The following is a 25,237-nucleotide window of genomic DNA, read 5'->3' on the forward strand; positions in this document are numbered from 1 at the left end:
CCGTCAGCGGGCGGCCCGTTGCTCGCGCACCCACGCGAGCGACGGGTTCGCCTTGACGCTGCCGCGCGAGAAGACGGTCGGCACGGTCTCGTTGCCCCCGTTGACGCTGCGCACCCGGGCGGAGGCGTCGGGGTCCTTCGAGATGTCGACCCAGATCACCCGCTGCCGCAGGAGCAGCAGGCCCAGGCGCAGCTTGAGGCAGTAGTGGCAGCCCGGTCGCCAGTAGACCACCGGGACGCCCTCCTCGCGACCGCGCCGGCGCCCGGCGAGGTCGCCGGGCGAGCTCGGGAACAGCAGCGGCGAGAGCAGGAACGCGAACACCGCGAGCAGCACCGCCGCGAGGATCGAGCCGACGCCGGGCTCGTTGCCCAGCATCACCCCGGCCGCGACGAGCAGCGCGGCCGAGCCGCCCCACCGGCCCATCAGGCCCGCCGACCCAGGACGTAGAGCCGCGAGGAGCTCTCGCCCAGCCGGGTGTGGGCGCCGCGCACGTACCACTCGACGTCGACGAGCCCGGCCGCCTCGACCGCCGCCACCACGTCCGTCGGGTCGTGGCCCACGACGTCGAGACCGCCGTGGCCCGAGACGTCGACGTCGCACCAGGTGTCGACGTGGCGCACCTCCTGGCCGGCGTGCAGGCCGAGCACGAGCAGCCCGCCCGGTGCCAGCGGCCGCGCGAGCGCGGCGAGCGCGTCGGGCAGCTCGGAGCCGGCGAGGTGGATGAGGGAGTACCAGCCGAGGACGGCCCCCCACCCGACCGCGGACTCGGGTCGGATCAGCCGCCGCAGGTCCCCGACGTCGTAGCGCACGCCCGGGTGCCGCTCGCGGGCCTCGGCGACCATCTCGGGGGTCAGGTCGAGACCCCGCGCGTCTGCCCCGAGCCCCACCAGGTGGGCGGCCAGGTGACCCGGGCCGCAGCCGGCGTCGACGACCGGCAGCCCGTCCGCGGCCTGGACCGCGCGCTCCAGCAGCCAGCGCTCGAAGGGGAGGTCGGCCAGCTCGTCGCTGAACCGGTCCGCGTAGGCCGTGGCCACGGCGGCGTACGTCGCGCGCACCCGGTCGTCGCGGCGCTCCGGGCCGTCGACCAACGGGGCCTCGCGGTCCACCGTGCCGCCGGGGGCCGTCGCGCCCGCCGGGGGCGCCTGGGCCGCGGCCGGGCCCAGCAGGTGCACCCACCGGTGGTCCTGCTCGCGGGGTCGGCGCTCGAGCCGCTCGACCAACGGCTGCTCGCGCCCGGCGAGTCGGGCCAGCACCTCGGCCACCTCGTCGCGGTCGCCGAAGCCGTGCAGCCGCTCGGTGCGGGTGCGCAGCTCGGCCGGGGTCTGGGGGCCGCGCAGCAGCAGCACTGTCAGCAGCGCCCGCTCGTCGGCCCCGAGGCCCAGCGCCTCGTCGAGGGTCTGGTGGTACTTCAAGGTGCGTCGACCGGTGTCTGACCAGACGATGCGGAGCAGGCCGCGCTCCTTCAGGGTCCGCGCGGTCTGCTCGAGGCTCGGCTCGTCGAGCTCGGTGACCGGGTCGCGGCTGCTGGTCTGGTTGCAGGCGGTGCGCAGGCTGCTCAGCGTCAGCGGGTAGGACGCCGGCACCGTCACCTGCTTCTCGAGCAGGGCGCCGAGCACGCGCTGCTGGGTCACGTCGAGCGGCTGGTCGAGCATGGGGCCAACCTACGACGCCGGCTCAGAGCTCGTGCACCTGACCGGCGTCCGGGTCCCAGCGCCGCAGCCCGGTCAGCCGCAGCTCCAGGCCCCGGTGCCGGCCCGCGTCCAGCTCGTCGAGGACCTCGAGGGCCCGGGGCACGTCGGCCCGCTCCAGGCGCCGGGCCAGGGTCACGTGCGGCACCCAGCCCAGGTGCCGGCGCTCCGGGACCTGCACCCGCACCGCGAGCACGCGGCGTACGACGTCGTCGGCGAGCTGGACCGGCCGGGCCAGGGTGACCCGGCCGTTGCCGAGCAGCAGCACCCCGTCGACCAGCGCGGTGACCGGCAGCAGCGAGCCCAGCCGCGCGTGGGCGACGTCGAGAGCCGCCTCGGGCAGCGCGGGTGCCTCCACGACGCTCACGTGCGGGACGTTGGTGCTCCCCCGGTGGTCCAGCTGCGAGGGCAGGCCGGCCTCGCTCAGCGCTCGCCACTGGGCGCGCACCGCCTCCTGCCCGGCGTCGTCGGGGACCAGCTCGAGGGAGTGCAGGCGCGGCATCACCCCATCCTGCCCCTGGATCGGTGTCGTGCCAGGATCTGGGCAGGGCCCGGTCACCGGGCTCCCGGACGATGGGTGCCGTACCCGGTCAGCGACAAGACGGCCCAGGAGAAGATCCGATGGCATGGTTCATCCTCGTCCTGTCCGGCGTCCTCGAGGCGGTCTGGGCGACCGCCCTGGGCCGCTCGGAGGGCTTCAGCCGCCTGTGGCCCTCGGTCGTCTTCGGCGTCGCGGTGGTGCTGAGCATGATCGGGCTGGCGATGGCGATGCGCACCCTCCCGACCGGGACGGCGTACGCCGTGTGGGTCGGCATCGGCGCCTCGCTCACGGTCGCCTACGCGATGGTCACCGGCGACGAGCCGGCCGACCTGGCGCGGGTCGCGCTGCTGGTCGGCCTGGTGGGCTGCATCGTCGGCCTCAAGCTGGTGGGCTGAGCCACGACGCCGCCCGCCGCGTGTGGGTCGCCCTCGTGGCCGGCTCCATCCGGTCGTGGAGGTTCGCGATCATTCGCGAGCGCGGATTGGCGGCGAACACGTCGTGGTGGTCGCGCACGAAGGTCCAGTAGAGGGCGTCCCAGTCGGCCTCCCAGTCCCCGCGCGGCAGGTCGCTCATCTTGCGCAGGTAGTTGGACCCCGAGACGTAGGGCTTGGTGGTGACCGCCTCCCCGGAGGCGAACTGGCTCATGGCGTAGACGTTGGGCACCATCACCCAGTCGTAGGCGTCGACGAACATCTCCATGAACCACTCGTAGACGCTGTCGGGGTCGGTGCGCAGCAGGCACATCGCGTTGCCCAGCACCATCAGCCGCTCGATGTGGTGGGCGTAGCCGGTGTCCAGCACCCGGCGCAGCACCAGGTCGACGGGCTCGAGCCCGGTCTCCGCGGTCCACCACCCGTCGTCGAGCGGACGGGAGTGCTCGAGGTGGTTGCGGCTGCGCAGCTGCCGCCCCCACAGCGCGTAGCAGGCGCGCATGTACTCCCGCCAGCCGATGACCTGCCGCACGAACCCCTCCAGGCTCGGCAGCGGCACGTCGTGGGCCTCGGCGTGCTCGAGCGCGCGCTCGAGCACGTGGCCCGGGTCGAGGAGGCCGATGTTGAGCCCCGGCGTCATCAGCGCGTGGAAGACGTAGGGGTGCGCGGCCGAGATGGCGTCCTCGAACGGGCCGAACTGCTCGAAGCGCTCGGTGAGGAACTCCTCGTACGACGCCTCCGCCTCGGCGTGGTCGGTCGGCCAGCCGAACCCCTGCGGGTCACCGGGGTTGTCCGGGAAGGCACGACGCACCCAGGCGATCGCGTCCTCGACGTGCGGGTGCCGCTGCTCCCGGCCGGGCCACGGGACCCGGGGCACCGGGTGCGACCTCGGCAGCTTCCTGCGGTTGTCCTCGTCGAAGGACCAGCGTCCGCCCACCGGGTCGCCGGTGTCGGTGACCAGCACGTCGAGGCGCTTGCGCTGCCAGGAGTAGAAGTGCTGCATCCGTGCGCTGCGTCCGCGCGGGCCGGAGGCACCGTCGAAGTGCTCGGCCAGCTGGGCCCGGGTGGTGAGGAAGCACGGGCTGTCGAGGACGTCCTCGGCCCGCAGCTCGTAGCCCCCGTCGGCCAGCGCTGCGGTCAGGTCGCGGCTGAGCCAGTCGTCGACGACGTCGTACGCCGTCACCTGCTGCGGCGCGAGCCGCTCGACGACCACGGCGAGCGCCCGGCGGCTGGTGGTGCGCCCGTCGGTGTCGACCTGCTCGACGGTGAAGCCGGCCTCGCGCAGGCGGTCGGCGAAGCGGCGCATGCTCGCGCGGTGCAGGACCAGCTTGTGGGTGTGGAAGCGGTACTGCCGGAAGAGCAGGTCGTGCTCGACCAGCACGAAGACGGTTCCGGCCGGCGCCTCGAGGTGCTCGACGAAGAGCTGGTGCGGCAGCACCAGGCGCACGTGCGGGGTGGCCGGCATGTCGCGACCCTAGGCACGGTCGGCCCGGGCGCCCCTCACCCGCCGGGAGCCGGGACCGCGCGCCCCGGCAGGTCGAGCACCCGCACCGTGCGCCGGTCGAGGCTCAGGGCTGCTCGAGGGTCGTCCCGGTCGATCCGCAGCTCGCTGGTCACCGAGACGGAGACGGGCGCGAGCCGCAACAGCTCTGCCAGCCGCTCCCCCACCTCCCGCTGCTGCGCGAGGAGCTGCTCGGTCGGGGTCTCCCCCACCACCTGGCGCAGGAAGGCGACCGCCAGCGCGTCCAGGACGTCCAGGTCCGCGTCGGCCACACCCCGCCCGAGCAGCACGTCCTCCTCGCGCTGGTCCGGCGCGACCACGAGCCGGACCCGCGCCGCGACCATGATGTTGTCCGCGGTGATCAGGGGCTCGCCGCTGCGCACCAGCTCGCGTGGGCGCAGGTCCACCGTGTGCACGGCCTGACTCCCGAACCACCGCCACGACAGCCCGGGCTCCAGGACCGTCCCGGGGCGACCGATCAGCTCACCCCGGTGACCTGCCGGGACCCGCACCAGCGAGAGCTGGACGACGACCGCGGCCGCGACGAGGACAGCGAGCACGACGAGGACGGTCCCGAGAAGATCCATGCCGGAAGCCTAGAGTCGCGCCATGACTCTCCCCGACTCCTGGGTCCCCGGTGCGCACACCGCCAGCGGGGTCACCCACCCCACGTTCCGGAAGGGCACCGGCCCGGGCGTGGTCGTCGTCCACGAGATCCCGGGCCTGACCGCCGAGGTCGTCGGCTTCGCCGACGAGCTCGTCGAGGCCGGCTACACCGTGGTGCTGCCCCACCTGTTCGGCGAGGCGGGGCGTTCGATGAGCACGGGCCAGGTGGCGAAGGTCTTCCCCCGCGTCTGCATCAGCCGCGAGTTCACGGTGCTCGCAGCGGGCGAGACCTCGCCCGTCGTCGGGTGGCTCCGCGACCTCGCCAGCACGCTGCACGACGAGCTCGGCGGCCCCGGCGTCGGTGCCCTGGGCATGTGCTTCACCGGAGGGTTCGCCCTGGCGATGGCCGTCGACACCTCGGTAGCCGCGCCGGTGCTGTGCCAGCCCTCGCTGCCGCTCCCGATCGGACGCCGGCGCGCGGGTGACCTGGGCCTCTCCCCCGCCGATCTCGACTCCGTCAGGCAGCGCGGCTGCAGCGTGCTGGGCCTGCAGTTCGACAAGGACCCGACCACCGGCACCCGCTTCGACACCCTCGACAGGGAGCTCGGGAACGCCTTCATCCGCGTCGACCTCCCCGGCCGAGGCCACTCCACCGTCACCGTGCACCGCCGCCAGGAGGCCGTCGACGCGGTGCTGTCCTTCTTCGACGCCCAGCTCCGCTGACCTCGAGCCGGCCCGGAGAAACCAGCCGGCTCGCGGTCATACGGCGCGGTCCAGGACCCGCCGCAGGTGCTGCTCCACACGTTGGCGCTCGGCGTACGCCGTCACGAATCCAGGCTTCCCCGGCGGAGGGAGGAACCCAGAGCTCTTCGACGCCGGTGACCTCGAACGACTGCGCTGCGACCCAGCGCAGGGCCGAGGCGACGTCGACGTCTTCCTGGAGCACGTCGGCATTCCACCACGCTCACGCAGTGGTCACCCACGACAAGCAGGAGTGCCTCAGACGTGTCGGCAGTGACCACTCCGGCGCGCGACCCCCGGCTCGTCGTCAGGCGGAGAGGATCAGGCCGCTGGTGGGGACGCCGGTGCCGGCGGTGACCAGCACGTGCGAGGACGAGGCGGCCTCGACCTGGTTGACCGACGTGCCGCGGACCTGGCGCACGCCCTCGGCGATGCCGTTCATCCCGTGGATGTAGGCCTCGCCGAGCTGACCGCCGTGGGTGTTGAGCGGCAGCCGGCCACCGATCTCGATGGCGCCGTCGGCGATGAAGGCCGGCGCCTCGCCACGCCCGCAGAAACCGAGCTCCTCGAGCTGCATCAGCACGTACGGCGTGAAGTGGTCGTAGAGGATCGCCATCGGCATGTCGTCGGGGCGCAGCCCCGACTGGCGCCACAGCTCGCGGCCCACCACGCCCATCTCGGGGATGCCGATGTCGTCGCGGTAGTAGGACGTCATCACGAACTGGTCGCGGCCGCTGCCCTGCGCCGCCGCAGTGACGTACGCCGGCTTCTGGGGCAGGTCGCGGGCCCGCTCGGCCGAGACCACGACGATGGCCTGGGCGCCGTCGGACTCCTGGCAGCAGTCGAGCAGGTGCAACGGGTCCACGATCATCCGCGAGGCCTGGTGGTCCTCGAGGGTGATCGGACGGCCGTGGAAGAAGGCGTTCGGGTTGGTGGCCGCGTGGCGGCGGTCGGCCACCGCGACGCGACCGAAGTCCTCCGAGGTGGCGCCGTACTCGTGCATGTAGCGACGCGCCTGCATCGCGACCGTGGCCGCCGGCGTGCCCAGGCCCATGGGGTAGGACCACGCGTTGTCCAGGCCGTTGGTGTTGACCTGCGCGTTGGCGGCCACCGACACCTGGCCGAACCTGTCGCCGGAGCGCTCGTTGAAGGCGCGGTAGCAGACCACCACGTCGGCGACGCCGGTCGCGACGGCCATCGCGGCCTGCTGGACGGTGGCGCACGCGGCACCGCCGCCGTAGTTGATGCGGCTGAAGAAGCGCAGCTCGCCGATGCCGAGCTCGCGGGCGACCGCGATCTCGCTGTTGGCGTCCATCGTGAACGTGGTCAGGCCGTCGACGTCGGCCATCGTCAGACCGGCGTCCTCGACGGCGCTGCGCACGGCCTCGACCGCGAGCTGCAGCTCGGAGCGTCCCGACGCCTTGGAGAACTCGGTGGCGCCGATGCCCGCGATGGCCGCCTTGCCGGCCAGTGAGCGACTCATGCGTGGTCCTCCGGGATAGCGTCGGGCAGGGCGACCTTGACGGTGCCGATGACGTGGTCGCCCAGCGACACCGCGCCGGTGACCTCGAGCTCCGCGACGCCGTCCTCGACGGCGACCACCTCACCGGTGAAGCGGAGCGTGTCGTAGGGGTACGCGGGCGCGCCGAGGCGGATCGAGATGCCGCGGACGTCGACCCCTGCGCCGGCGTGGTCGGTGACGTAGCGCTCGACCAGCGCGGTGGAGGTGAGGATGTTCATGAAGATGTCCTTCGACCCGGCCGCCTGGGCGATGTCGCGGTCGTGGTGGACGTCCTGGAAGTCGCGGGTCGCGATCGCGGTGCTCACGATCAGCGTCGGGGTCAGCGGCAGGCTCCACTCGGGCAGGACGGCGCCCGGGGTCAGTGCCACGGGCGTGCTCTCGGTGCTCATGCGCGCCTCCAGATCGGCAGGGTCAGGTCGTCGTCGACACGGTGGAAGTCCACCTGCACGGCCATCCCGATCTCGACCTCGTCGTCGGCGACGCCGACGAGCTCACCGAGCATCCGGGGGCCCTCCTCGAGGTCGACGAGCGCGATCAGGATCGGCAGCTCCTTGCCGGGCACGGGCGGGTAGCGGTGCACGACGTAGGAGAAGACGGTGCCGCGACCCGAGACCACGCGGTGCCCCCGGTCCAGGGCCAGGCACTCGGGGCACGAGGGACCCGGCGGGAAGCGCAGCGCGCCGCAGGCGTTGCAGGTCTGCACCCGGAGCTCGCCGGCGCGGGTGCCCTCCCAGAAGAACTGCGTGTCGCGGTTCACCTGGGGCCGCAGCACGGCGCTCACGAGGCGCTCCGCGGGACGAACTTGAGCACCCGGAAGAGCATGGAGGCCACCGGCTCGGCTTCTCCGCTGTCGTGGTCGACGTACCAGGTCGAGCGGGACGTCACGAAGTAGCCGACGCCCATGCCGGTGCGCTTGGGCCCCACCACGGAGTCGAGCGCGGTGGTGACCCGGACCTGCTCGCCGACCAGCAGCGTGCGGTGGTAGGTCTGGTCGGAGTTGGTCCCGAGCACGGCGGTGAAGCCGGCGTCGGTGAGCACGCCCATCATCGCGTGCAGCGGGTCGTCCTCGGAGGCACGACCGCCCTGGCCGTACATCGTCCACACCTGCGCCATCGACGGCGGGGCCTCGCCCTCGTGCCAGCGCGGGTTGTCGTTGCCCATCGCCTCGACCCAGTTGTTGATCGTGGTCTGGTTGACCGGGTCGCGGGCCCAGCGCTGGGCGGCCTCGCCCCAGCCCTGGATGCGCTCGGCCTCGGCGCGCACGTGCTCGTGCACCTCGGGGTCGACGCCGTGCAGCTCCGCGCTCATCGGGGCACCCGCGGCAGGCCGAGACCGAACATCGCGATCAGCTCGCGCTGCACCTCCTGGACGCCACCACCGAAGGTGAGGACGAGGTTGCGCTTGGCCTGGGCGTCCAGGTACTCGAGCAGCGACCGGGTCGCGGGCTCGGCCGGGTCGCCGTGGCGGTGCACGACCGCGACCAGGTCGGCGGCCAGGTGCTGCACCTGGTCGGCGGCGAAGACCTTCGACGACGACGCGTCACCGACCGAGACCTCCCCGCTGGCGCCCGCCCGGGCGACCTCCCAGTTGAGCAGCTCGTTGACGCGGAACGCCGCGGTCACCCGCCCCATCACGTCCACGACGTCGGGGCGGTCCAGCACGTCGTGCTCGCGCGCCCAGCGGGCGACCCGGTCGCGCAGGCCCTCGATGCGGCCGGCGGGCCCGAGCATGACGCGCTCGTGGTTGAGCTGGGTGGTGATCAGCTTCCAGCCCTGGTTCTCCTCGCCGACCAGCATGTCGACGGGCACCCGCACGTCGTTGAAGTACGTCGCGTTGACGTGGTGCGAGCCGTCGGCGGTGATGATCGGGGTCCAGGAGTAGCCCGGGTCGGAGGTGTCGACGATCAGGATCGAGATGCCCTTGTGCTTGGGCGCGTCCGGGTCGGTGCGCACCGCGAGCCACAGGTAGTCGGCCTGGTGCCCGCCGGTGGTCCACATCTTCTGGCCGTTGACGATGAAGTGGTCGCCGTCGCGGCGCGCGGTGGTGCGCAGCGCGGCGAGGTCGGTGCCGGCGTCGGCCTCGGAGTAACCGATGGCGAAGTGGACGTCACCGCGCAGGATGCGCTCGAGGAACATCTCCTTCTGCTTGTCGGTGCCGTAGCGGATCAGCGTGGGGCCGACCGTCTGCAGCGTCACGGCCGGCAGGTGCACGTCGGCCCACTGGGCCTCGTTGGCGAAGATGGTCTGCTCGACCTCGCCGAGGCCGTGGCCGCCGTACTCCTTGGGCCAGCCGACGCCCATCCAGCCGTCCTCCCCCATCCGGCGCACCGTGCGCTGGTAGACCTCGCCGTGGCGGTCGGTGCCCATCTCGCGGTGGTCCTCGTCGCCGGCCAGGGAGGAGAAGTAGGCGCGCAGCTCGGCCTTGAGCTCGCGCTGGGCCGCGGTGAGCTCGAGGTTCTTCGCGTCCGCGCTCTCCAGCGGGACGTCCTGGCCCAGGGCCCCCAGGTCGTGCGCGATGTCGGTGATCTGCGAGAAGTAGTGGTGCAGCGGGTAGGTCTCGTCGACGCCCATCCCGCCGTGCAGGTGGTGGCAGGTGCGCAGGGCCGCGGGCCCCTGCGAGCACACCCAGTAGGCCGCGACCGCGAGGTCGTCGGCGGCCTCGAGGCCGGCGCCCACGCGCCACGCGGCGTTGCGGGCCGCGAGGTCGGTGGTGCGGGAGGCGATGTAGACGTCGGCGACCTGCATCGCCACGGCCTGGAACTGCGCCAGGGTGCGGCCGAACTGCTCGCGACCCTTGACGTAGTCGGCGGTCAGGTCGCGCGCACCGGCGAGCACGCCCGCGGCGCTGAGGCAGAGCCCGGCGACCGCGTGCGCGTCGAGCGTCGCCGCGGCGCCCTCGCCGAGCAGCTCGGCGGGAGCCCCGTCGAGGACGACGGTGTGGCGGACGACGCGGCTGGAGGTGGGCGACTCCTCGAGGGTCACGCCGGGGCCCTGGGGGTCGACCAGCGCGACGACGGTGCGCTCACCCTCGCGCGCCGTGACGAGCAGGCGGGCCGCCGAGTCGGCATGGGTGACCGAGATCTTGCGGCCGCTCACCGTCCCGTCGGCGTACGTCGTGGCGGGCGCGGAGCCGAGGCGGGCGCCGACCTCGCGCAGCGCGGGGGTCAGCATCGTCTCGCCGGTCGCGACCCCGGGCAGCCACGCCTTCCGCTGGGCGTCGGTGCCGTGCGCGGCCAGGGTCGGCACGGCGCAGGCCAGCGTCTCCCACACGGGCAGGCGGACGGTCCGGGCGCCGGTCTCGTGCAGCAGCACACCGACCTCGGCGAGACCGAGCCCCTCGCCGCCGTGCTCCTCGGGGACGGGCAGTCCCAGCAGGCCCGCAGAGGCGAGATCGGCCCAGGTGGCGTCGCGGTCGAGCGCCTCCCGCACCACGGAGCGCACCGCCTCCACCGACTCCTGGTGCTCTTCGACGTCGTATCCGTCCAGCGACACGGTCCCGGCCTCCAACTCTCGGCATGACACACACTTCAGACCCCACGAACTGTAACGTGTTCTACCCCACCCGTCTGTGGTGGTCCCGCTGACTCGGACTGAACTGGACAGGAACTCATCGTGAGCGTCCCGCACCCCCGCAACCTGCTCGCCAACAAGGTCTACATGCCGGTGGTGCCGATCCCCGACGGCCGCATCGTCGACCTCCCGGGCCGCGGCAGCACCTACGTCACGGACACTCCCGGTCCCACCCCGGACGCACCGGCGGTCGTGCTGCTGCACGCCCTGGGCTGCACCGGGCTGCTCACGTGGTTCCCGGCGATCCCCCGTCTCGCCGAGCGCTACCGGGTGATCACCCTCGACCAGCGCTGGCACGGGCAGGGCATCCGCGGCGAGTCGTTCTCGCTCCACGACTGCGCCGACGACGTGGCGGCGCTGCTCGACGTGCTCGGCCTGGAGAAGGCCGTGGTCGCGGGCTACTCGATGGGCGGGGTCGTCGCCCAGCGGACCTGGCGCCAGCACCCGGACCGGGTGGCCGGGCTGGTGCTGGCAGCCACGTCGGACCGCTTCCAGCTCACGGTCGCGGAGCGGTTCTTCTTCACCGGCATGGGCGTCTCGATGCTCGGTGCGCGCGGCATCGCGCGCTCCAAGGTCGCGACCCAGGCGGCGCGCACGACCGCCCGGGCCTTCGACGTCGATCCGGGCGACATCCAGGCCTGGGCGATCCGCGAGTTCCGCAGCACCAGCCCCTGGGCGGTGGCCGAGGCGGTGACGGTCCTGGGCCGCCACCACTCCCGTCCGTGGCTGGGTCGCATCGACGTGCCGACCGCCGTGGTGGTGACCAACCGCGACCACATCATCCCACCGCAGCGCCAGCTCGCCCTGGCCCGAGCCATCAGGGGCGCGACCGTGCACGACATCGAGGCCGGGCACGCCGGCTGCGTGCTGGAGTCCGAGGTCTTCGTGCCGGCGTTGCTGGAGGCGACCGCCACGGTCGCCGCCCGGGCGTCCTAGCCGGTCCGGGCCCCTGCCCTAGCCGATCGAGGTCAGTCCCTCGGCGGCGACCGCGGCCCTGAGCTCGGCCAGCGCCGCCGGGAACCGGTTCACCAGGTCGTCGACGTCGGGCATCGAGTCGCGGCAGGCGATGACCCCGACGTGCAGGTCGCCCGCGTTGGACAGCACCGTGATGTTCAGCCCGGCGCCGTGGAAGACCGGACCCAGGGGATAGAGCGACTCGATCTTGGCGCCCACGAAGTACAGCGGCACCGGCGGTCCCGGCACGTTGGAGATGACCAGGTTGTGCACGACCGGGTGCCGCTCGGCCAGCCGCATGCCCGCGTAGGCCCGCACGGCCAGGCCGAACGTCCGCGGCGCGGCGAACTCCGCCCAGTCCTGCAGCGCGTCCGCGCTCACCGCGTTGTGGTGGTCCTTGGCGTGCTGGTTGCGCACCGCCATGTCCCGCAGGCGCTCGAGGGGCTCCTCGATGTCGGTGCCGAGCTTGGTGAAGAGCGCGGAGACCTTGTTCGCGCCCTCGGAGCGCTTCGAGGAGCTGCGCACCGAGACGGGGACCGTGGCCAGCAGCGAGTCGTCGGGCAGCTCGCCCCGGTCCTCGAGGTAGGAGCGCAGCGCGCCACCGGCGACGGTGAGCACGACGTCGTTCACGGTGGTGCCGGTCGCCTTCTTGATCTCACGCACGTCGTCGAGGGACATGTCGGCCAGGCCGATGGAGCGGCGGCCGGTGATGGTGCCGTTGAACGACGTGCGGGGCGCGGTCAACGGGGCGGCCATGGCCGTGCCGGCCCGAGCGCGCCCCACGGTCTTGGTGACCAGCTTGGCCGAGGGGCTCAGCAGCCGGGCGACCTGCAGCGGCTTGGTCGCGGTGCTGACCACGCCACGCCCCAGCAGCTCACCAGGGCCGGGCTCGCGCGGCTGCGTCTGCGGGGTGGCGGGCACGAGGGGGTCGTCGGTGGCCGAGAGGGCGCACAGGTGCGAGATGAGGTTCGCCCCCGAGACGCCGTCGACGGTCGCGTGGTGCATCTTGCTCATCACCGCGACCTTGTCGCCCTGGTAGCCCTCGATCACCCACATCTCCCACAGGGGACGCGAGCGGTCGAGCGGCAGCCCGGCGAGGTGGGCGGCGAGATCGGTCAGCTCGTCGTAGCCCCCGGGGGTGGGCAGCGCGAGCCGGTGCACGTGCCGCTCGATGTCGAAGTTCTTGTCCTGGACCCACACCGGGTGGTCGAGGCCCAGCGGCACCCGACGCAGCCGCCGGGTGAACGCGGGCACGTCACGGACGCGCTTCTCGATCCCGGACTGCAGGTTGGCGAAGGAGTAGCCACCGGGCATCGTCGTGGCGTCCAGCACCAGCACCCCGCACACGTGCATGAGCTGTGCGGGCGTCTCGAGGTAGAGGAAGCTGGCGTCGAGGCCGGAGAGGCGGTCCATGGGGGCCTTTCATAGGAAATAGAACGTGTTCTAGTTTCACATGTGGACGGCCCCTCCCGACAGCCCTGCATGTGATCCTGTGAGGAGGATCTCACCACAGAGTTCACCGGACCCGTCGCGGAACGGGCCCCTAGAGTGCCCCGCATGTCCTTCCTCCGCCGCCAGGTCGTGACCGCTGCGCTGACGGCCAACGCGCTGCGCCCGCTGCCCGGCTACGGCGCGAGCGCCGTGGCCTTCTTCCCCGCCTGGCTCGTCGGCGAGCTGGCACCGCACGTCCTGGCCGTCACCGCCGCGGACGCGGCCGCCCACGCCAGCGGGAGGCGGCGCGACCCCCGGGGGCTGGCACTGGCCGCGGTGAGCGCCGCCGGCCTGGCCCACCTGGTCGCGCAGAGCCGCCAGGTCCGCGAGGTCGCGGAGGACGCCCTCGTCGATGCGCTGGGAGCCGACTACCTCGACCAGCTCGAGACCCGTCCCACGCCGGCCGACCTGGCGGTGCCGTGGCGTCGGTTGGTCTACCCGTTCCGGATGCGCGAGGCACGGGTGCGCGTCGACCGCGACATCGTGTTCGACGACACCGCCGGGCGGCGCGGCATGCTCGACATCTACCGGCCCGCCGACGGCCAGCTCGCCGACGCGCCGGTCCTGCTGCAGGTCCACGGCGGCGGCTGGACGATCGGGCGCAAGGACCAGCAGGCCATCCCGCTGATGCAGCACCTGGCCGCCAAGGGCTGGGTCTGCGTCGCGATCAACTACCGCCTGGCACCGAGGCACCTGTGGCCCGCGCAGATCGTGGACGTGAAGAAGGCGATCGCCTGGGTCCGCGAGCACATCGCCGCCTACGGCGGCGACCCCGACTACATCGCGATCACCGGCGGCTCCGCCGGCGGGCACCTCGCCGCCCTGGCCGCCCTGACGCCCGGACGGCGGGAGTGGCAGCCGGGCTTCGAGGACGCCGACACCTCCGTCCAGGTGGCGGTGCCTCTCTACGGCGTCTATGACATCGCGGGGTCGACCGGCCTGCGCCGGACGCTGCTCATGCGCGACGGCTTCGTGGGCCCGCGGGTGCTGGGGACCCGGTGGGAGCAGGATCCCGAGGTCTTCGAGGACGCCTCCCCGATCCTCCAGGTGAGCGAGGACGCTCCCGACATGTTCGTGCTGCACGGTCACCACGACTCCCTGGCCCCCGTCGAGGCGGCCCGGGCGTTCGTCGAGCGGCTGCGCAGCGTATCCAAGCGCTCGGTGGTGTACGCCGAGCTGCCGGGCGCCCAGCACGCCTTCGACGTCTTCCCCTCGATCCGCAGCTCCCACGTGGTGCGCGCGGTCGACCGCTACCTGCACTGGCACTGGAACCAGTACCGCCGCGAACGCGCCGCGGCGGCCGGCGCACGCTGAGCTGCCCCCAGGAGCTCCTCAGCGGGGCAGGCCCAGGATCCGCTCCCCCGCGACGTTGCGCAGCACCTGGGTGGTGCCGCCGGCGATGGACAGGCAGCGGGTGTTGAGCATGTCGCGCACGTCCTCCGCGAGCTGCTCGACCGAGGCGTCGGGGCAGTAGGAGGCCACCGCCTCCTCCTGCAGCGCGACCACGAGCTCGGCGGCGTCCTGGCGGTTGCGGACCCCCAGCAGCTTGGCGACGCTCGACTCCGCACCGGGGCCCTGGCCGGCCAGCGACCGCAGCGTGGACCGGACCCCGAGCAGGGTGCAGACCGTCGACAGCGCGACGCTGCGACCCACGGCGACCCGGCGAGCCGCGCCCAGGTCGCGCTGCGCGGCCAGCTCGACGGCACGCTCGGTGGCGGTGGCCAGCCGGCTGCCTGCCATCGCCACCCGCTCGTTGGCCAGCGTGGTGCGCGCCAGGCGCCAGCCGTCCCCCGGCTCGGCGACGACGCAGTCGTCCGGGACGAACACGTCGTCGAGGAACACCTCGTTGAACAGCGCCTCGCCGGTGATCTCGCGCAGCGGGCGGACGTCGATGCCCTCCGAGCCGCGCATGTCGACCAGGAAGTAGGTGATGCCGCGGTGCTGCGGGACGTCGGGGTCGGTGCGGGCCAGGCAGATCGCCCAGTCCGCGCGCTCGGCCAGCGAGGTCCAGACCTTCTGCCCGCTCAGGCGCCACCCGCCCTCGACCTTGACCGCGCGGGTGCGCAACGAGGCCAGGTCGGAGCCGGCGCCGGGCTCGGAGAACAGCTGGCACCACACCAGCTCACCGCGCAGCGAGGGCAGCACCAGCCGCTCGCGCTGCGCGTCGGTGCCGTGCTGCACGATCGTGGGCAGCGCCCACCCGGCGATGACGATGTCAGGGCGCTCGACCCCGGCCTCGGCGAGCTCCTCGTCGATGACGACCTGCTCCACCGCGTCAGCGCCGCGACCGTACGGCGCGGGCCAGTGTGGGGTGAGCAGACCGGCCTCGACCAGGGCGCTGCGGCGCTGGTCCGCGGGCAGTGCCGCCACGCGGGCGACGTCCTCGCGCACGGCGGCGCGCACGTGCTCGTCGCGACCCTCGAGGTCGAGGCGGACCTTGCGGCGACGCCCCTCGACCGCGGTCGCGACCAGCCGCTCGGCGGCGTCCTCGCCGCGACCCAGCAGCCCGCGCAGGACCAGCGCGCGACGCAGGTAGAGGTGGGCGTCGTGCTCGAAGGTGAAGCCGATCCCGCCCAGCACCTGGATGCAGGTCTTCGCGACCTCCACCGCCCCGTCGAAGCAGACGACCTCGGCCACGTCGGCCGCGAAGGCCCACTGGTCCTCGTCACCGTCCGCAGCAGCGGAGGCGACGTCCCACGCGGCCGCGGTCACCGCCTCGGCGGTCTCCAGCATCTCGGCACAGAGGTGCTTGACCGCCTGGAAGCTGCCGATGGGGCGACCGAACTGCTCGCGCACCTTGGCGTACTCGACGGCGGTCGCCAGGCACCAGCGCGCCAGGCCCGCCGCCTCGGCGGCGGCGTAGGTGACGGCAGCACGCCGCAGGGTCGCGGCCGTGGCGCCCTCGACGGGGGAGCCGTCGGAGGTGTCGACGGCGCTCACCCGGGCGAAGCGACGGGTCAGGTCGAGGCCGGGCGAGGCCTCCAGCTCCAGCGCGTCGCGGGCGACGACCACGAGACGGTCGCCGTCCACGACCACGGCCCGGGTCGCGCTCGGTGCGTCCCACAGCACCGCGTCGAGCACGACGGAGACGATCTCGTCGACGGCGCCCGAGGGCAGCAGGTGCGCGGCCACGACCGGGCCGAGCAGGGCGCCGGGCACCAGCTCGTGGGCACAGGCCTCGAGCGCCACGGCCAGGTCCAGGGCGGAGCCGCCACCGCCGCCGAGGTCCTCGGCCACGGCGATCGAGGGCACCCCCATCGCGACCAGGGCCTGCCAGGTGTCGGCGAAGCGCGCGTCCTGGTCGCCCTCGGCGGCCCTGGCCACCGACGGCCCCTCCAGGCCGGCCGCCCACGACCGCAGGCTGGCCGCCAGCTCGGCGTGCTCCTCGGAGATCCCGATCGACATGCAGTGCCCTCCAAAACTAGAACGTGTTCTCACTCTATAGGCTGCGCTCGTGAGCAACGACTGGCTGCCCCATGCCCTGGCCGCGAAGGGCTTCATGCCCCCCGACGAGGGCATGCTGCTGCACCGTAGAGCGCTGGAGCGTCTGCCGCACGGCCCTGCCCTGGAGGTCGGGACCTACTGCGGCAAGTCCGCCATCTACCTCGGCGCGGCCGCCCGCGAGGTCGGCGGCGAGCAGGCCGTGGTCTTCACCGTCGACCACCACCGAGGCTCCGAGGAGAACCAGGCCGGCTGGGAGCACCACGACCCGGGCGTGGTGGACCCCCAGGTCGGGATGATGGAGACGCTGCCCTTCGCGCGCCGCGCCCTGCACGACGCCGGCCTCGAGGACCAGGTGGTGCTCGTGGTCGGACGCTCGACCACGGCGAGCACCCACTGGCGCACGCCCCTGTCGCTGCTGTTCATCGACGGCGGGCACGCCGAGGAGCACGCGCAGAACGACTACAGCGGCTGGGCGCACCACCTGGTGCGCGACGGCCTGCTGGTCATCCACGACGTCTTCTCCGACCCCGCCGACGGCGGGCAGGCGCCGTACCACGTCCACCTGCGCGCCCTGGACTCCGGCGCGTTCGAGGAGGTCGAGGCGCTCGGCTCGATGCGGGTGCTGCGCCGGGTCTCAGGCGCGGCGGGCGACCCCGTCGGCTGACTCCTCGACACAGCCGCACTCCAGGCCGATCTCGGCGAAGTGCGGCGCCAGCGACGTGCCGCGCATGATCCCGGAGCCGGGGGTCGCGTGACCGTGGGTCTCCCCCAGCGCGTCGACGGCCAGCACCACGGCGGCGGCGGTGTACGTCGTCCACTCCGGCGGCCAGTTGACGTTGACGGGCTCGGTCGAGGTGGCCTCGTCGCCGTAGACCCAGCCGGTCCAGTACTTGCCGTCGTCGGTGCGCAGGTGCTGCATGTCGCTGAGCAGCGCCAGCGCGCGACGCCGCTCGCCGATGGCGTCGAGCGCCATCACCAGCTCGCAGGTCTCGGCCCCGGTGACCCAGGGGTTGGTGTCGACGCAGAGGATGCCGAGACCGGGACGCACGAAGTCGTCCCAGCGGCTGTCGATGAGCTCAAGGGCGTGGTCGCCGCGCACGGCGCCGCCCAGGACCGGGTAGTACCAGTCCATGGAGTACGTCGCCTTGTCCAGGAACAGGTCGCGGTGGCGGCGCACCGCGTGGCCCAGGCGCCCGCCGGCGAGCTCCCACTCGGGCTGCGGCTCCTCGAGCAGGTCGGCGAGCGCGACGCCGGCCCGCAGCGACTGGTAGATGCTGGAGGAGCCGGCCAGCAGCGCACCGTCCTCGTCGGGGGTCCAGTTGATGCCACCGAAGGCGACCTGCTGGCTGACGACCCAGTCGAGCCCGGCGCGGACCGAGGGCCAGAAGCGCCGGACGAAGGCCAGGTCGCGGCGCACCAGCCAGTGGTGCCAGACGCCCACCGCGAGGTAGGCCGACATGTTGACCTCGCCACGCGGGTCCTCGACCTCGCCGCCGACGATCTTCATCGGCCACGAGCCGTCGGCCCGCTGCATGGTCGGCACCCAGTCGTAGGCCGCCTCGGCGGCCTCGACCTCGCCCCCCACGAGCAGCGCCATGGCGGCCTCGACGTGGTTCCAGATGTCGGTGTGCTCGCCGGTGGTCCACGGGATCGAGCCGCAGGGCTCCTGCATCTCCGCGATCGATCGGGCCGTCTGCGCGACCTGCCGGGCGCTGAGCACCCCGTCGACGTACGGCAACCGGGCCAGCTGGGCGTCGGCGACGCGGTCCTCAGGCCGCATGCGGGTCGCTCACGGGCTTGGTGACGTAGAGGACCAGGCTCTTGCCGATGAGCGGGTCGAGCACGCGGCCGGCCAGGCGCAGGGCGCGCGGCTGCTTCATGATCTCCCAGACCAGGAGCCGGTGGTAGGCCTTCACGGCCGGGTGGTCGTCGTTGGTGACGCCCACCGCGCACTTGATCCACCAGTACGGCGCGTGCAGGCCGTGGGCGTAGTCCTTGCCCTCGTAGGTCAGCCCGGCGTTCTCCAGCTTGCCGATCAGCTCCTTGTCGGAGTAGATCCGGATGTGGCCGTAGGGCACGTTGTGGTAGTCGTCGCTGAGCTTCCAGTTGACGATCTCGGGGAACCAGCGCGGCACCGAGACCGCCATCGTGCCGCCGGGGCGCAGCACCCGGGCGAGCTCCTCGATGGCCTGGATGTCCGCGGGGATGTGCTCGAGCACCTCGGCCGCGATGATGCGGTCGAACTCGCCGTCGGCGAAGGGCAGCGCGAGCGCGTCGCCCTGCTTGACGTCGGCCTCGGCACCCTCGGGGACCTCGCCGGCCTCGCGCATCGCGACGAACAGGTCGCGCACGCCGGACAGCTCGTCGGCGTCCATGTCGAACGCCAGCACGTCACCGCCGCGGCGGTAGGCCTCGAAGGCGTGCCGGCCGCCGCCGGCACCCATGTCCAGGACGCGGTCGCCCGGGCGCAGCCCGAGGCGGTCGAAGTCAACGGTGAGCACTGGTGCCCTTCTTTCTGGTCCGCCGGCCCTTGCGGCCGGTGCCGGTCATGGGTCCTGTGCTGTGCCAGGACTCGATCACGTCCTCGTAGGACTGGGCGACGGTCGCCGCCACCGCCCGCCAGCTGAACATCTCCTCGACGCGCCGACGGCCCGCGAGGCCCATCCGCTCGCGCCGCTCGGGGTCGTCGAGCAACGCGGCCAGCGAGGCCGTCAGCTCCCCGACGTCACCGGGGGTGACCAGGTCGGCGCACAGCCCGTCGGGGCCGACCACCTCGGGGATGGCACCGGCACGGGAGACGATCAGCGGGGTCGCGCAGGCCATCAGCTCGGCCGTGGGCAGCGAGAAGCCCTCGTAGAGCGACGGCACGCAGGCGACCTCCGCGGAGCCCATCAGCTCGACGAGCTCGGCCTCGCTGACGCCGTGCACGAAGCGGACGGCGTCGCCGATCGAGAGCTTGTCGATCAGCTTCTCCGTACGCCCGCCCGGCTGGGGCTTGGTGACCAGGAGCAGCTCGAGGTCGCGCTCGGTGCGCAGCTTGGCGAAGGCCTCGAGGAGCGTCGAGATGCCCTTCATGGGAGCGTCCGCGCTGGCCATGGCCAGGATGCGACCGGGCACCCGGGGCGCGGTGGGGGGCACGAAGCCGTCGTCGACGCCGAGCAGGATGACCTGCATCCGCTCCGGGTCGACCCCGAAGTCCCGGGCGATGTCGCGCTTGGAGGTCTGCGACGGCGTCATCAGCGCCCGCGCGGAGCGCGCGACCCGGCCCTGCATGCGCAGGAAGCCGTACCAGCGGCGCAGCGTGAGCTTGCGCCACGGGTTGCGGACCTGGGCGAGGTCGATGCGGCGGTCGAACGTGATCGGGTGGTGCAGCGTCGTGATCAACGGCATCGTCCGCTCGATGTCGAGCATGCCGTAGCCGAGCACCTGGTTGTCGTGGGCGATGTCGAACTCCTCGGCCCGCTCCGCGAGCAGCCGCGCGACCCGGGTGCTGAACGTCTTGGGCTCGGGGAACCCGGCCGCGCACATGGTGGCGAACTCCTCGACGTCGACGCGGTCCCGGAACTCGCGCAGCCTCGGCACCCGGAAGGGGTCGGGCTCGCGGTAGAGGTCGAGGCTGGGCACCTTGGTCAGGCGCACGCCGGCGTCGAGCTCGGGGTAGGGCTGGCCCGAGAAGACCTCGACCTCGTGACCGAGGGCGGTCAGCTCACGGCTGAGGTGGCGGATGTAGATGCCCTGGCCGCCACAGTGCGGCTTGGAGCGGTAGGACAGCATCGCGATCCGCATGTGCCGGGCTCCTCTGGTCAGTGCGGCCGTCGGGGCCGATCGGGGGGACTCGCCGCACTCCGGGAACTCACCCGCCTGGGCAGGGTCACGGAAGTGGAACGTGTTCTATCATGACACGACTCGCGGGTAGCCTAGTCGTTCGCCCGTCTGCGCACTCCAGCACCCGAACCCCGGGCTGTCCGCTCCCGCCACCCTCCCGACCAGTCAGAAGGCCCCGTTGTGACCGCCACCAACTCCCTCACCAGCGACGACCTCGGTTCGTCCGCGCAGCGTGAGCGTCGCAAGCGCATCCTCGACGCGACCATCTCCCTCGCCTCCGAGGGAGGCTTCGACGCGGTGCAGATGCGGGCGGTCGCCGACCAGGCCGAGGTGGCGCTGGGGACGCTCTACCGCTACTTCCCCTCCAAGATCCACCTGCTCGTCTCGGCCCTGGGCCGCGAGTTCGAGCGGGGCGACGCGCTGGTGCGCCAGCGCGAGGTCCCCGGGGACACCGCCGCCGAGCGGGTCATCAACGTGTTGCGCACCACCACCCGCGGCATGCGCGCCGACCCGCACCTGACCGAGGCGCTGACCCGGGCCTTCATGTTCGCGGACGCCTCGGTGCGCACCGAGATCGACCACGTCGGCATGCTGCTGACGCGGATGCTCACCTGGGCGATGGACCCGAGCAAGGACGACGTCAGCGACGACGACATCGCCGTGGCGAAGGTCATCGGCGACGTGTGGCTCTCCGCCCTCGTCGGCTGGGTCACCGGCCGCGCCAGCGTGGCCGAGACGGGCACCAAGATCGAGGTGGCGGTCGGCCTCCTGCTGCGCGAGTAGCAGCCCCGCCCTCAGGCCGGGGGCAGCACCGAGGCGCTGGTCGAGCCGCCGATCGGCATCTCGGGCAGCCCCAGCTTGCGGTGGTCCCAGCTGCGCACGCGCTCTGCGTCGAGGCGCACCACCACCCGGTTCCTGGCCATCACCTCGACGAAGGGGCGCATCTCCTCGGTGAAGGGCGCGTTGTAGCGCTCGAACACGTCGACGCACACGTCCCACACGAGCTGCTCGTCGTCGAGCACGACACCGGTCCCCTCGAGGGAGACCCCGCGCAGCTGGTCGTAGGTGTGGCCGGCCTCCACGAGGAAGCTCATCCGCGGGTCGCGACGCAGGTTGACGACCTTCTGCGACTTGGCCTTGGTCTCGAGGTAGACGTGGCCGTCGAGCCACGCGTACCACATCGCGACCAGGTGGACCCCGCCGTCCTTGCCGATCGTGGCGACCGTCGAGCTGCGCTGCTCGGCGATGAACGCGTCGACCTCGACCTCGCTCATCTGGACCTGGGTTCGCTGCTTGGCCATCTCAGCCTCCGAAGGCGTGGGTTGCGCTGACGCCGCCGTCGATCGCGATCTCGGCGCCGTTGACGTAGGTGGACTCGTTGCTGGCGAGGTAGACGTAGAGCGGGGCGACGTCCTCGGGGTGCCCGACCCGGCGCAGCGGCACCTTGGCGGCACCGAACTCCATCGCCGCGTCGCCGCCGTGCTCGCGGGTCATCGGGGTGTCGATCATCCCGGGGTGCACGGAGTTCACGCGGATGCCGTGCGGGCCCAGCTCGTGCGAGGCGCCCTTGGTCATGCCGCGGATGGCGAACTTCGTGGCGCCGTAGGCGACGACGCCGGACATGCCGCCCAGTCCCTCGGTGGAGGAGGCGTTGATGATCGAGCCGCCGCCGTTCTTGCGCATCGTGCGCGCGACGGCCTTCATGCCCAGGAAGCAGCCGAGCTGGTTGACCCGGAACATCAGCTCCAGGTCGGTGATGTCCTGGCGCTCGATCTGGCCGAAGCGCAGCACGCCGGCGTTGTTGGCCAGCACCGAGACGGGGCCCCACTGCTCGACCGTCTCGTCGACCAGCGTGGTCCAGGAGGACTCGTCGCTGACGTCGTGGTGGGCGAAGCGGGCCATGCCCGGGTGCGACTGCTCGAGCTCGGCCGCCAGCGCGGCACCCTGCTCGTCGGCGACGTCGGCGATCACCGTGCGGGCGCCCTCGGCCACGAAGGCGCGGCAGATGCCGGCCCCCTGGCCCATCGCGCCGCCGGTCACGATGGCGACCTTGCCCGCGAGCCTCACAGGGTCAGCCGCATGATGGAGTCTGCGGCGAAGCCGACGGCCGGGTCGCGGTCGGCGAAGAACCCGCCCAGCTGCTGGTCCAGCTCGTCGGGGGTGAAGGTCTGGCCCGTGGTGTCGAAGCGCTGCTCGACGACGGGTGCCGCGACGAGCGCGACCATGCCGCCGTACACCACGAACACCTGGCCGGTGATCCGCTCGGCGGCCGGGGAGGCGAGGTAGGCGACCAGCGGGGCCACGTGCTCGGGCGAGTAGGGGTCGATGCCCTCGCCGGAGGTGTCCTCGCCGAAGACCTGCGCGGTCATCGCGGTGCGGGCGCGCGGGCAGATCGCGTTGGCGCGGACGCCCGAGGAGCCCAGGGCCCGGGCCGTGGCCACGGTCAGGTTCGCGATGCCGGCCTTGGCGGCGCCGTAGTTGGCCTGGCCGGGAGGGCCGGACAGGAACGCCTCGGAGGCGGTGTTGACGACGCTGCCGTAGACGGGCGCGCCCTGCTCCTTGGCCTGTCCGCGCCAGTACGCCGCAGCGTTGCGCGAGAGCAGGAAGTGTCCGCGCAGGTGCACGCGCACGACCGTGTCGAACTCCTCGTCGCTCATGTTGAAGAGCATCCGGTCGCGGGTCATGCCCGCGTTGTTGACCACCACGTCCAGGCGACCGAGGCCGTCCACGGCCGCGGCCATCATCGCGTCGGCGGTGGCCCGCTCGGCCACGTCGCCTTCGACGACCTGCACACGGCGCCCCAGGGCCTTGATCTCGTCGGCGGTCCCGTCGGCCGCTCCGGGCAGGTCGTTGAGGACCAGGTCGGCGCCCCCGGAGGCGAGGGCCAGCGCCTCGGCGCGCCCCAGACCGGCGCCGGCGCCGGTGACGACGGCGACGCGGCCGTCGAGGGAGGTGCTCGCCATCTCAGCCCTCCAGCGAGATCGCGGCGCGCGGGCACGCAGCGACCGCGCGGTCGACGTCGCCACGGTTCTCGTCCGTGGTCGTGGTCGTCTTCAGCTGCAGGTTGTCGTCGTCGTCGAGCTCGAAGACCTGCGGGGCCATCGCCTCGCACAGTCCGTTCGCCTCGCACAGGTCGTAGTCGACCTTGATCTCGCTCATGGCTGGCTTCCTTCGCTGGAGTGGCCCGGGAACACCTTGGCCCCGGGATCGATCGTGACGGTGGCGTTGTTCACGGCCGTGGCAGCCTCACCGAACCCGACGGCGATCAGGCGGACCTTGCCGGGGTGCTCGGTGATGTCGCCCGCGGCGAAGACCCGGCGCAGGTTGGTCTGCATCGAGGGGGCGACCACGATGTGCCGCTTCTCGACCTCGATCCCCCACTGCTGGATGGGTCCGAGGTCGGCGATGAACCCGAGGGCCGCCACGACCGCCTGGCAGGGCAGCACCAGGGTCTCCTCCCCCACCTGGATCTCGACCTCGGCCACGGGGCCGTCGAGGCCGTCGGGCCCGTCCGGGTCGGCCCGCAGCGCGCTGACCTGGGCATCGGTGATCAGGCGGACCGAGGAGGCGCGCACCTGCTCGACCGTGCGCTCGTGGGCGCGGAAGGCGGCGCGGCGGTGCACGACCGTCACCGACCGGGCGATCGGCTCGAGGTGGACGGCCCAGTCGAAGGCGGAGTCGCCGCCGCCGACGATCACCACGTCGCGGTCGGCGTACGGCTCGAAGCGAGGCACGAAGAACTCCAGGCCACGGCCCTGCCAGCCCTCGCCGGCCGGCAGGGCGCGGGGGCTGAACTTGCCGATCCCGGCGGTGACCAGCACCGCCCCGGCATGCACACGGGTGCCGTCGTCGAGGCCGACGACGACTCCGTCGTCGTTGTGCTCGAGGCTCGCCGCGGTGCGTCCCAGCAGGTACGTCGGGTCGGCGCTGGCCGCCTGCTCGACCAGCCCGGCCACCAGGTCGCGGCCCTTGACAGCGGGGAACCCGGCCACGTCGAGGATCATCTTCTCGGGGTACATCGCGGTGATCTGGCCGCCGAGCTCGGGCAGCGAGTCGACGACCGCGACCCGGTGGCCGCGGAACCCAGCGTAGTAGGCGGCGAACAGGCCGGTCGGACCCGCGCCGACGACCAGGATGTCGCACTCGACGGTCGGGCCTGTGGTCACGGTCACGCAAGAACCATAACGTGTTCTAGTTTCGCCGTCACTGGGTCTCGATGTCGGAGACGAGCCAGCCGTCGGCGGTGTCGACGACCGTGACCAGCGCGCGGTACTCGCTGAACGAGGTCTGCTCGCCCTTCTTGGTGACGTACTGGTTGAAGAACAGCAGCGCCTGCACCTGCGAGGGCGACGCGCGCACGACGCCCTGGGCCAGCATCCGGACCTCGACCGTGGTGCGGGCGTCGATGAACTCCTCGCGCACGTCCTCCTTGGTCTCGACGTACTGCTCGGCGAAGTCCGCGGTCATCAGCGCTGTGGCGTCCTCGATGCCCTCGTCGTAGGACTCGTGGCTCGAGCCGAGGATCACCTCGGCGCTCTGCGCGGCCGCCTCCACGCCGGGGCGGAACTCCGACTGCGGCACGCTCACGGGCTGCGCGTCGCTCGGCGCGTCGGAGGAGGCCGACGAGTCGGAGAAGTACTGCCAGTAGACGAACTCGGCCGGGACCGCGACCAGCAGCACCACGAAGGCCACCACCAGCCACCGGGTCGCTCGCGAGGACGCGAACAGCGAGGCCGAGGCCGGTTCGGCGCCGGGAACCGATGCGGACTCGGGCGCGCGCTCGGGTGCGGGCTCGGGCGCCGCCTCGTCGACGGGCCCGTGCGGGCCGCTGCCGGCCAGGCGGCGCGGCCGGGGGGCGCCGGTGCGTGAGCTGCCGGGACGCGGGGACCGGGGGGCCCGGGGCTGCCGGGGTCGCTGGGCCATG

The 25,237-nt window shown here is 72.7% G+C and carries 27 protein-coding genes and 1 riboswitch; of the genes, 6 read left to right on the forward strand and 21 right to left on the reverse strand.

Going from position 1 to position 25,237, the window contains the following annotated elements; all coding sequences use genetic code 11:
* Positions 1–3: 3 nt before the first annotated feature.
* Genes I601_RS17210 through I601_RS17220 form a run of 3 tightly spaced genes read right to left on the reverse strand, consistent with a single transcriptional unit; the run spans position 4 to position 2,190 of the window.
* Positions 4–423, reverse strand: coding sequence for a glutaredoxin domain-containing protein (locus tag I601_RS17210; RefSeq protein ID WP_068112439.1), 420 nt, complete (start codon positions 421–423; stop codon positions 4–6).
* Entirely contained in the window at positions 423–1,652 is a 1,230-nt protein-coding gene (locus tag I601_RS17215; RefSeq protein ID WP_068112440.1) for a DUF480 domain-containing protein, read from the reverse strand. Before I601_RS17215 ends, I601_RS17210 begins: the two co-directional genes overlap by 1 nt.
* Positions 1,653–1,674: 22 nt before the next feature.
* Positions 1,675–2,190, reverse strand: a complete 516-nt coding sequence (locus I601_RS17220) for a 2'-5' RNA ligase family protein (protein WP_068112443.1) — start codon at positions 2,188–2,190, stop codon at positions 1,675–1,677.
* 42 nt (positions 2,191–2,232) lie between these two features.
* Positions 2,233–2,299, forward strand: a riboswitch (guanidine-III (ykkC-III) riboswitch).
* A gap of 10 nt (positions 2,300–2,309) precedes the next feature.
* Between I601_RS17220 and I601_RS17225 the strand changes: the two genes are divergently transcribed.
* On the forward strand, positions 2,310–2,624 hold the full coding sequence (locus I601_RS17225) for a DMT family transporter (protein WP_068112446.1): 315 nt from the start codon (positions 2,310–2,312) through the stop codon (positions 2,622–2,624).
* Here the strand turns inward: I601_RS17225 and I601_RS17230 are convergent.
* Together I601_RS17230 and I601_RS17235 are read right to left on the reverse strand one after the other, a co-directional pair.
* On the reverse strand, positions 2,608–4,125 hold the full coding sequence (locus I601_RS17230) for a cryptochrome/photolyase family protein (RefSeq protein WP_068112450.1): 1,518 nt from the start codon (positions 4,123–4,125) through the stop codon (positions 2,608–2,610). The genes I601_RS17225 and I601_RS17230 overlap by 17 nt on opposite strands.
* Positions 4,126–4,160: 35 nt before the next feature.
* Positions 4,161–4,748 (reverse strand): SPFH domain-containing protein, encoded by a 588-nt coding sequence (locus I601_RS17235; RefSeq protein ID WP_068112453.1) that lies wholly within the window; start codon positions 4,746–4,748, stop codon positions 4,161–4,163.
* Positions 4,749–4,770: 22 nt separating this feature from the next.
* On the opposite strand from I601_RS17235, the gene I601_RS17240 reads away from it, so the two are divergent.
* On the forward strand, positions 4,771–5,490 hold the full coding sequence (locus tag I601_RS17240) for a dienelactone hydrolase family protein (RefSeq protein ID WP_068112457.1): 720 nt from the start codon (positions 4,771–4,773) through the stop codon (positions 5,488–5,490).
* 325 nt (positions 5,491–5,815) lie between these two features.
* Here I601_RS17240 and I601_RS17245 read toward each other — a convergent pair whose 3' ends face one another.
* The 5 genes from I601_RS17245 to I601_RS17265 are packed head-to-tail and all read right to left on the reverse strand — an operon-like array spanning position 5,816 to position 10,521.
* Positions 5,816–6,991, reverse strand: a complete 1,176-nt coding sequence (locus I601_RS17245; protein ID WP_068112460.1) for a lipid-transfer protein — start codon at positions 6,989–6,991, stop codon at positions 5,816–5,818.
* Positions 6,988–7,419, reverse strand: a complete 432-nt coding sequence (locus I601_RS17250; protein WP_068112462.1) for a MaoC family dehydratase — start codon at positions 7,417–7,419, stop codon at positions 6,988–6,990. Before I601_RS17250 ends, I601_RS17245 begins: the two co-directional genes overlap by 4 nt.
* Positions 7,416–7,811, reverse strand: a complete 396-nt coding sequence (locus I601_RS21595) for a Zn-ribbon domain-containing OB-fold protein (RefSeq protein WP_068112467.1) — start codon at positions 7,809–7,811, stop codon at positions 7,416–7,418. Before I601_RS21595 ends, I601_RS17250 begins: the two co-directional genes overlap by 4 nt.
* On the reverse strand, positions 7,808–8,338 hold the full coding sequence (locus tag I601_RS21600) for an FAS1-like dehydratase domain-containing protein (RefSeq protein WP_068112470.1): 531 nt from the start codon (positions 8,336–8,338) through the stop codon (positions 7,808–7,810). The genes I601_RS21595 and I601_RS21600 overlap by 4 nt, the downstream gene beginning before the upstream one ends.
* Positions 8,335–10,521, reverse strand: coding sequence for an acyl-CoA dehydrogenase (locus tag I601_RS17265; protein ID WP_237089451.1), 2,187 nt, complete (start codon positions 10,519–10,521; stop codon positions 8,335–8,337). The genes I601_RS21600 and I601_RS17265 overlap by 4 nt, the downstream gene beginning before the upstream one ends.
* Before the next feature lie 120 nt (positions 10,522–10,641).
* Between I601_RS17265 and I601_RS17270 the strand changes: the two genes are divergently transcribed.
* The gene (locus I601_RS17270) at positions 10,642–11,535 is read left to right on the forward strand and encodes an alpha/beta fold hydrolase (RefSeq protein WP_237089452.1); all 894 of its coding nucleotides are present in this window, start codon (positions 10,642–10,644) and stop codon (positions 11,533–11,535) included.
* 18 nt (positions 11,536–11,553) lie between these two features.
* Here I601_RS17270 and I601_RS17275 read toward each other — a convergent pair whose 3' ends face one another.
* Positions 11,554–12,966, reverse strand: coding sequence for a WS/DGAT/MGAT family O-acyltransferase (locus tag I601_RS17275; protein WP_068112473.1), 1,413 nt, complete (start codon positions 12,964–12,966; stop codon positions 11,554–11,556).
* Positions 12,967–13,110: 144 nt separating this feature from the next.
* On the opposite strand from I601_RS17275, the gene I601_RS17280 reads away from it, so the two are divergent.
* Positions 13,111–14,358 (forward strand): alpha/beta hydrolase, encoded by a 1,248-nt coding sequence (locus I601_RS17280; protein ID WP_068112476.1) that lies wholly within the window; start codon positions 13,111–13,113, stop codon positions 14,356–14,358.
* An 18-nt stretch (positions 14,359–14,376) separates the two neighbouring features.
* Here the strand turns inward: I601_RS17280 and I601_RS17285 are convergent, their stop codons facing one another.
* Positions 14,377–16,449: an acyl-CoA dehydrogenase gene (locus tag I601_RS17285; RefSeq protein ID WP_068112479.1), complete on the reverse strand. Its 2,073-nt coding sequence runs from the start codon at positions 16,447–16,449 to the stop codon at positions 14,377–14,379.
* 49 nt (positions 16,450–16,498) lie between these two features.
* On the opposite strand from I601_RS17285, the gene I601_RS17290 reads away from it, so the two are divergent.
* Positions 16,499–17,152 carry a class I SAM-dependent methyltransferase gene (locus I601_RS17290; protein WP_068112482.1) on the forward strand — a complete coding sequence of 218 codons (654 nt, stop codon included), beginning with the start codon at positions 16,499–16,501 and terminating at the stop codon, positions 17,150–17,152.
* Here the strand turns inward: I601_RS17290 and I601_RS17295 are convergent.
* From I601_RS17295 to I601_RS17305, 3 genes are read right to left on the reverse strand one after another with little or no spacing between them, the layout of a single operon-like run.
* Positions 17,123–18,268, reverse strand: a complete 1,146-nt coding sequence (locus I601_RS17295) for a prenyltransferase/squalene oxidase repeat-containing protein (protein ID WP_068112486.1) — start codon at positions 18,266–18,268, stop codon at positions 17,123–17,125. The two genes, I601_RS17290 and I601_RS17295, sit on opposite strands and share 30 nt — an antisense overlap.
* Positions 18,258–18,989 (reverse strand): class I SAM-dependent methyltransferase, encoded by a 732-nt coding sequence (locus tag I601_RS17300; RefSeq protein ID WP_084527763.1) that lies wholly within the window; start codon positions 18,987–18,989, stop codon positions 18,258–18,260. Before I601_RS17300 ends, I601_RS17295 begins: the two co-directional genes overlap by 11 nt.
* Complete coding sequence (locus tag I601_RS17305; protein WP_084527765.1) at positions 18,976–20,274, reverse strand: glycosyltransferase family 4 protein; 1,299 nt, start codon at positions 20,272–20,274, stop codon at positions 18,976–18,978. Before I601_RS17305 ends, I601_RS17300 begins: the two co-directional genes overlap by 14 nt.
* 219 nt (positions 20,275–20,493) lie before the next feature.
* On the opposite strand from I601_RS17305, the gene I601_RS17310 reads away from it, so the two are divergent.
* Positions 20,494–21,096 carry a TetR family transcriptional regulator gene (locus tag I601_RS17310; RefSeq protein ID WP_068112489.1) on the forward strand — a complete coding sequence of 201 codons (603 nt, stop codon included), beginning with the start codon at positions 20,494–20,496 and terminating at the stop codon, positions 21,094–21,096.
* An 11-nt stretch (positions 21,097–21,107) separates the two neighbouring features.
* On the opposite strand, the gene I601_RS17315 is transcribed toward I601_RS17310, so the two are convergent.
* Genes I601_RS17315 through I601_RS17340 form a run of 6 tightly spaced genes read right to left on the reverse strand, consistent with a single transcriptional unit; the run spans position 21,108 to position 25,236 of the window.
* The gene (locus I601_RS17315) at positions 21,108–21,614 is read right to left on the reverse strand and encodes a pyridoxamine 5'-phosphate oxidase family protein (RefSeq protein WP_068112491.1); all 507 of its coding nucleotides are present in this window, start codon (positions 21,612–21,614) and stop codon (positions 21,108–21,110) included.
* Position 21,615: 1 nt separating this feature from the next.
* On the reverse strand, positions 21,616–22,380 hold the full coding sequence (locus I601_RS17320) for an SDR family NAD(P)-dependent oxidoreductase (RefSeq protein WP_068112494.1): 765 nt from the start codon (positions 22,378–22,380) through the stop codon (positions 21,616–21,618).
* A complete protein-coding gene (locus I601_RS17325) occupies positions 22,377–23,276 on the reverse strand; it encodes a 3-oxoacyl-ACP reductase (RefSeq protein WP_068112497.1) in 900 nt (299 codons plus the stop codon). Before I601_RS17325 ends, I601_RS17320 begins: the two co-directional genes overlap by 4 nt.
* 1 nt (position 23,277) lies before the next feature.
* A complete protein-coding gene (locus tag I601_RS17330; RefSeq protein WP_068112500.1) occupies positions 23,278–23,472 on the reverse strand; it encodes a ferredoxin in 195 nt (64 codons plus the stop codon).
* Positions 23,469–24,485 (reverse strand): NAD(P)/FAD-dependent oxidoreductase, encoded by a 1,017-nt coding sequence (locus I601_RS17335; RefSeq protein ID WP_237089453.1) that lies wholly within the window; start codon positions 24,483–24,485, stop codon positions 23,469–23,471. Before I601_RS17335 ends, I601_RS17330 begins: the two co-directional genes overlap by 4 nt.
* A 31-nt stretch (positions 24,486–24,516) precedes the next feature.
* The gene (locus I601_RS17340; RefSeq protein ID WP_068112503.1) at positions 24,517–25,236 is read right to left on the reverse strand and encodes a hypothetical protein; all 720 of its coding nucleotides are present in this window, start codon (positions 25,234–25,236) and stop codon (positions 24,517–24,519) included.
* Position 25,237: the final 1 nt, after the last annotated feature.

Source organism: Nocardioides dokdonensis FR1436 (genome assembly GCF_001653335.1).
GTDB classification, from domain to species: domain Bacteria; phylum Actinomycetota; class Actinomycetes; order Propionibacteriales; family Nocardioidaceae; genus Nocardioides; species Nocardioides dokdonensis.